Source organism: Cetobacterium sp. (assembly GCF_048470075.1).
GTDB lineage: Bacteria > Fusobacteriota > Fusobacteriia > Fusobacteriales > Fusobacteriaceae > Cetobacterium_A.
Genome location: NZ_DBGBQB010000399.1, coordinates 1 through 6,593, shown reverse-complemented (window position 1 = coordinate 6,593; position 6,593 = coordinate 1). Strand labels below are relative to the sequence as shown.

The window sequence follows — 6,593 nt, the reverse complement described above, 5'->3', positions numbered from 1 at the left end:
CTATATCCCCATCTGAATTAGGGTGAAAGGATATATTTAATTTTGTCTCTTTTTTTATCTCTTTTAGTACTCTGGATATCTGTTGAGAATATTCTGAGCAATTAATACCTAAAGAGATTACCCCTTCACTTGTAAATCTTTTATATATATCTATAATTTGCTCTCCTGAATAGATTTTACACTCTCTATCAACTGCAAAAGATATCATTATAGGTTTATCTATTTTTTTTATCTCCATTCTTTTCTTTAATAACTCTAAAGTTTTTAATCCCTTTTCTAAATTATATATAGTTTCAATCATCACAATATCTACATCACTATCTAAAATTCCATCTATTTGATCTATATCTCCATCACAAAATGTTCCAATACTTTTTTTTCCATATTTTTTTGAAATCTCTTTACAGATACTTCCACCTAAAAATGCATATTCATAAGCTTTTTCAGGATTCTCTCCATAAGCTTTTAAGGACTCCTTAGAGCAATTAAAGGTATTTGCTTTTAGATAATCTGCTCCAGCCTCACTATATCTTTTATGTATATCTCTTATAATCTCTGGATTAGTAAAGTTTACCTTTTCCCTACATCTTTCTTTCACTTGATATATATCAGATATCGTTGTTCCCATAGCTCCATCCAACAATTCAATTTTCATAAATCTCCTCCCTTTACACTCCATTTTCTTTCATTATATATTAAGAAAACTCAAAAGTAAAAAGAGTATTTGGTTTTGTTGTTAACACTTTAATCAGGTCAATGTCTGAGTATGAGTTTACAAAAGTTACTTTGGTTATATTTCGCATATTAAATATAGTGTGATTCACTTTTATATTTCTCACATACACTCTTCTTTTCTCTGAAAAAGCGGCTTTTAAAGTTGTTATAGTTCCACCTTTTTTTCCACTTTCTAAAATTAATAACTCATTTGTTAAATAAGCCTGTAATCTATTCCTTTGAAGTAGATAAGCACCTTTTACTTTTAAGCTTGGAGGGATTTCCGACATCAAAATCCCACCCTTATCCAAAATCTCTTGTGCTAGGCTAAAATTCTCTTTAGGATAGGTATCTGTTCCTAATCCCTGCCCCAATATGGCTATATTTTTTATACCATATTTTAACGTTATTCTATGCCCAATGGTATCGCACCCCAAGGCTAAGCCACTTATATTGTATTTCAGATTTTTTTTAAAACTTCTTATTAACTCATCTGTAAATTCAAATACCCCTTCCGCTTCTGGTTTTCTAGTGCCAACAATTGCAATAGAGTTATCTAAATCACAATTTTTTAACTCATCCCCTTTATAGTACAACACAAATGGAGGATTTTTACATGCTCTTAATTTTTCTGGATAGTTTGGGCAAAAATATGTAAGCATTTTTATTTTATTTTCATCCATAATTTTTTTCTCATTTTCAACTTGATTTTTTAAATTTTTTAAAAGTCTAAAATTCCCAAAAAAACTCTTTATTTTTTCCTTTTCTATACCCTCCCTCAATATATCTATAACCTCTAGTACTCTTTTATGTTCCTCTTTAAAAACATTTATTCCCATCTCGCTTGAATTTTTAAAAACTTTAAATATGTTATCTGGTGAAAAAGCTAAAATCTCAATTTTTCCAACATTCACAACCATTGAACTCATCATAGACCATAAAATCATATCATCTTTTGAATACATAACTCTCTCGCCTCCATATTTTATGTTTTTATAATAACTACTTCATTTTTTCCTATTACCTTTATTTTAAAAATATATTTATATGTAAAATAAAAAACGGATTAAAAAATCCGTTTTTTACACAAAGCCTTTTGTCATCCATTTTTTTGTTCTCCAACGCCAAAGCATAGCGAAACCTCTTATCCACTCATCTGTTCCATTGGCTATCCAAACTCCAACTAAAGCCCATTCCATTCTTATTCCCAATAGCCAAGATAGAGGAGCTGCCACTCCTAACATCACAAAACACCCCATAGCCATTGGAAACTTTATATCTCCCGCCGCATGTAAAGCATTTATAACAACGATATTAAATGTTCTTCCAGTTTCTATAAAGATTAGCCATGGAAATACTTTTGCAGTAGCTTTAACCACATCCATATCCTCAGTAAATAACTCCATTATTTGAAATCTAAAAAAGTACACTAAAGTCGATACTATTGTTGCTGCTATAAAAGATAGTGTCAGACTTTTTAGACATTGATTATACGCTCTATCTTTATCTCCCGCTCCAACTAATTGTCCCACCTGAATCGCTGTTCCATGCCCTAAAGCGATTGAAAAAATCATGATAAAAGATGAAACTAAAGCCAAATATGTTCTAGCAGTTATCTCTATAGTTCCCATAGTATTGACCATAGCCAATATTATAACCTGTGTTAAACTCCATGTTAAATGTTCGCCAGCTGTAGGAATTCCTATTGATAGAATCTTTTTAACTTTTTCTAAAGTAAATCTATTCAGATCAGCTATACTAAATTTACAATAATTTGTCATAACTAATAGAGAAACTATCGCACCTATAAATCTAGAGAAAACCGTAGAAAGTCCAACACCAGTAACACCTAAAATAGGAGCTCCTAACCATCCAAATATAAACATTCCATTACCTAGAATATTCAATAAATTAACTCCAACATTTACAAATAACATTGGTTTTGTATTTCCATAACTTTTTAATATAGCTCCATTTGTTAGAGATATAGCTTGAAAAATACATAACCCTCCCACCAGTTTAAAATAATCCATTCCTATATCTCTAAGATTTAATGGTAGTTTTATTTTTATTAAAATCCATTCCCATCCTACAAAATATATCAATCCTAAAATAGCACCTATAAAAAAGTTCATCACTAGAGATGCTGCAATTACCTCTTTTGTCGATCTATGATTTTTAGCCCCTATAAATTGAGCCATAAGTATTGTCGTTCCCAAACATATGAAACTAAGAATAGTGTTTTGAATCAGTAGCACTTGACTCATTCCACCCACTGACCCAACCGCTTTATCACTAAATCTTCCGAGCATGATTGTATCAATATTCCCTACAACAGTGACCAATAGTAACTCTAAAAAAATCGGAATTGTAATGGAAAATAGTGATTTTTTTTGTTCTAACATTTTTGTCCTCTCCCACTTTTATTTTGTTTTTTATATCGTTTTATTATACTACACCTTTTGTTCCATGTAAATTTTTTATTGATTTTTAACATATCTTAATGTATAATTTAATGCATACAAAAAATATAATTGTTGATAAAGGAGAAGTTATGGTGAAAAAATTTGTTATTAGTATGCTTATTTTTTTCCTTTATTCATCTTTTACATTCTCTATTGATGTGGATTTTCATATTCCCCACGAAATTAAATACGAAACTATAGAAGTTAAAACATTGAAAGATTTAGAGAATAAACCTACTAAAAATCATGTTTACTCTTTAGATGGATTGGATTTAAAAAAATTAAGTATACGTAGTAGAAAAGAAGTTTTTATTTCGATGCTCCTGCCTAGCATTGAAATAGTCAATAAGGAGATTGACAGAGATATCGCTATTATCGACGCATTATCCAAAAAGAAATCTCATAATTCTGAGGAAAAAAAAGAATTAGATAGAATTTTTAAAGCTTATAAAGTTTCAGCTTATAACTGGTCTGAACTTAAAAAAAGAATGATTAAATACCCTACATCACTGATTCTTTCGCAAGCTGCCATTGAAAGTGGTTGGGGAACATCAAAAGTTTTTAGAGAGAAAAATAACCTTTTTGGTATGAATGCTTACAAGCATACAAATCGTACATACAAGGAGTATGATTCTATTAAAGACTCTGTTAAAGATTTTGTTCTAACTCTTTCACGAGTTAATGCTTACAAATCACTTAGAACAAAGGTTCATGCTGGAGAACCTCCTGAAAAAATTGCATCTGGCTTAACTAACTATTCTGAATTAAAAGGTGCTTATATTAAAAAAGTACAAACTATGTTAAGACATAATAATTTTGAAAAATATGATGATGTATAGTATAAAAACAAGCCCACTAGGTTGAGTGGGCTTGTTTTTTTAATTCAGTAGACAATCCAAATGTATTATAATACTTTTAACCAGTGGAAAGTCCTCTTTTATTGAGTTTTCTAAATCATCTGATATCTTATGTGCATTGTAAACACTCATATCCTTAGGAACTCTTATATGCAGTTCTAAAAATATTTTATCCCCTGATTTTCTCATCATAATATCATGGACATTTTTTATATCTGTATTCTCATATATATATTTTTTTATTTCATCTACAAACTCCATATCCTGTTTATCTAAAATTGTGTCTGTGGTTTCTAAAATTACACTCACTCCCTCTTTAAATATCAACGTAGCAACTAAGATACTTATTAAAAGGTCAAATATAGGATTAACATATATTGATAAAACAATTCCTAACACTACACCTAAAGATGCAAAAATATCATTTCTACTATCTTTAGCATCAGCTATTAAAGCACTATTTTCCGTTTCCAACCCAACTCTAATCTTTTGTCTATACATAAAATACTTTACAACTGATGAAAATAGAGCAAAATATACTGTCAACATCTCTGGAACCTCTTTTTTCTCTCCAGAGAGTAGAATTTCAACTCCACCTTTTCCAAGTTCAAAGGCAGTAAGAATCATAAAAATCCCCATTATTACGCCTATCACGCTCTCTATCTTCTCATGACCAAAAGGATGAGATTCATCTTCTGGAATATTACTAAAATGAATCCCCAACAGTATTCCACTTGATGTTACCACATCGGAAAGAGAGTTAAAACCGTCCGCTAGTAAAGCTCTTGATTTTCCAATATATCCAAAACTAATCTTTGTTGTAGCCAAAACAATATTCCAAAATATTGATGCTATAACCGTTTTTTGACCCTCTTTTTTTCTTAAATTTTTATTTTCTAAATCTTCAATAATAAACTCTCCATTTTCCATTTTTTTAAAGCCTATCTTTAATAAAAAACCGGAGATTATATCCTGCTTTTCCACAATTAGACTTCCTTTTTCTAGTTTTTTATTGATGATAAATGATATTAATTTTCTTCCATAGGATTTAAATCTTTCATCTTTTTTTACAAAAATTCTTTTTAAATCATAACTATCCATATTTTTTTCCAATATTGCATATGCAATAATCTCACTCTTATTCTCGACTGTTACATAAATTCCACTCTTATATATGGGAAAATCACTATCCAATTGTTTGAAATCCCCTATTTTATTTTCAATCTCCTCAAAAGAGTAACTTTTATACATCTTCCCCTCCATAAAAATAGTGATTAGAATATTATATAAAAAAAACTCCCCTTTTACAAGTAAGGAGAGTATTTTTATATTAATTTTAGTTTTGTACACTTCTATTCTTCTTAAAAATCCCACTTAATATCAGCATCTCCAACCACATTACATGCAGTACCAAAACTGTCTTGCAGTGCAAAAATTGTAAGCATTAAAGCTATACCTGTATCATCAAATCCCAATACAGAAGATATAATACCTAAAGATGCCATAACTGTACCTCCAGGAACTCCTGGAGCACCAATTGCAAATATACCAAGTAAAACTACAAATAACACCATTGTTCCAACAGATGGTAATACTCCATATAGAACTTGAGATACTGTCATAACAAAGAATACCTCTGTCAATACAGATCCACAAAGATGAACTGTCGCTCCCAACGGTATTGCAAAGTTAGCTATATCATCATCTAAACTTTGAGATTTTTTAGCACAAGATAGAGCCACTGGAAGAGTTGCTGCTGAAGACATTGTTCCAACCGCTGTTAAATAAGCAGGTCCATAAAACTTTAAAAGATTTAGAGGGTTTTGTTTTGAAACTGCTCCCCCTATACTGTATAGGATAAATAACCAGATAAAATGTCCTATCAAAACTATTGCAACCACTTTTAGGAAAATAGGTAACTGCTTTGTTATACTTCCTTCATAGGCCAGTGTAGCAAAAGTAGATGTTATAAAAACTGGTAGTATAGGTATTATAATTCTATATACAATTGATAAAATAACATTGTTAAATTCATCTAATGCAGCTTCTAATTTTTTAGAGTTTGTCCAAACTATTGCCAATCCCAAAAACAATGCAAGAACCAAAGCTGACATTACAGATAAAACTGGTGGTATATTCAGTTTAAATAACATTGGTGGCAATGTTTTTAATCCATCCACAGCAGTTAAAATATTAAGTAAAGGAATTATCATATAACCTGAAAGCATTGAAAATATAGCGGCTCCCAAAGATGATAGATAAGCTAATATCAGCATTGCTATAAGCATTTTACTTGCATTTGCCTTCATTTTTGTTATGGCTGGTGCTATAAACCCTAAAATAATCAATGGAACTGTAAAGGAAATAATCTGTCCTAAAATAAATTTAATAGTCTGAATTATTCCAATTATAACTTCGTTGGAAAATAATCCAATTATCAGTCCTGCAATAACTCCAAATATCAACTTCAATATCAAGTTGTCTTTTTTTACATTTGACATTCTTTGTCCCCCTTTAAACTATTTTGTTATATTTTACTACTTCCCAAGTTTATTAC

General features: G+C 30.2%; 5 protein-coding genes and 1 pseudogene. 1 reads left to right on the top strand and 5 read right to left on the bottom strand.

Annotated features, from left to right (window positions below; all coding sequences use genetic code 11):
* The 3 genes from ACMOUI_RS13840 to ACMOUI_RS13830 all read right to left on the bottom strand — a co-directional run.
* A partial coding sequence (locus ACMOUI_RS13840; RefSeq protein WP_418966278.1) for a homocysteine S-methyltransferase family protein occupies window positions 1-655 on the bottom strand: 655 nt, incomplete at its 3' end.
* 40 nt (window positions 656-695) lie between these two features.
* Window positions 696-1,679: a DNA-processing protein DprA gene (locus tag ACMOUI_RS13835; RefSeq protein ID WP_418966277.1), complete on the bottom strand. Its 984-nt coding sequence runs from the start codon at window positions 1,677-1,679 to the stop codon at window positions 696-698.
* A gap of 117 nt (window positions 1,680-1,796) precedes the next feature.
* Window positions 1,797-3,119 carry an MATE family efflux transporter gene (locus ACMOUI_RS13830; RefSeq protein WP_418966276.1) on the bottom strand — a complete coding sequence of 441 codons (1,323 nt, stop codon included), beginning with the start codon at window positions 3,117-3,119 and terminating at the stop codon, window positions 1,797-1,799.
* Window positions 3,120-3,268: 149 nt separating this feature from the next.
* Between ACMOUI_RS13830 and ACMOUI_RS13825 the strand changes: the two genes are divergently transcribed.
* Entirely contained in the window at window positions 3,269-4,018 is a 750-nt protein-coding gene (locus ACMOUI_RS13825) for a glucosaminidase domain-containing protein (protein ID WP_418966275.1), read from the top strand.
* 39 nt (window positions 4,019-4,057) lie between these two features.
* Here ACMOUI_RS13825 and ACMOUI_RS13820 read toward each other — a convergent pair whose 3' ends face one another.
* Complete coding sequence (locus ACMOUI_RS13820; protein ID WP_418966274.1) at window positions 4,058-5,287, bottom strand: cation diffusion facilitator family transporter; 1,230 nt, start codon at window positions 5,285-5,287, stop codon at window positions 4,058-4,060.
* 85 nt (window positions 5,288-5,372) lie between these two features.
* Window positions 5,373-6,537, bottom strand: a pseudogene (locus tag ACMOUI_RS13815) (dicarboxylate/amino acid:cation symporter).
* Window positions 6,538-6,593 lie beyond the last annotated feature (56 nt).

Coding starts and splice junctions, on each gene's coding strand:
- ACMOUI_RS13830 (WP_418966276.1), bottom strand. CDS start 3,119: ATGTTAGAACAAAAAAAATCACTATTTTCCATTACAATTCCGATTTTT.
- ACMOUI_RS13825 (WP_418966275.1), top strand. CDS start 3,269: ATGGTGAAAAAATTTGTTATTAGTATGCTTATTTTTTTCCTTTATTCA.
- ACMOUI_RS13835 (WP_418966277.1), bottom strand. CDS start 1,679: ATGTATTCAAAAGATGATATGATTTTATGGTCTATGATGAGTTCAATG.
- ACMOUI_RS13820 (WP_418966274.1), bottom strand. CDS start 5,287: ATGTATAAAAGTTACTCTTTTGAGGAGATTGAAAATAAAATAGGGGAT.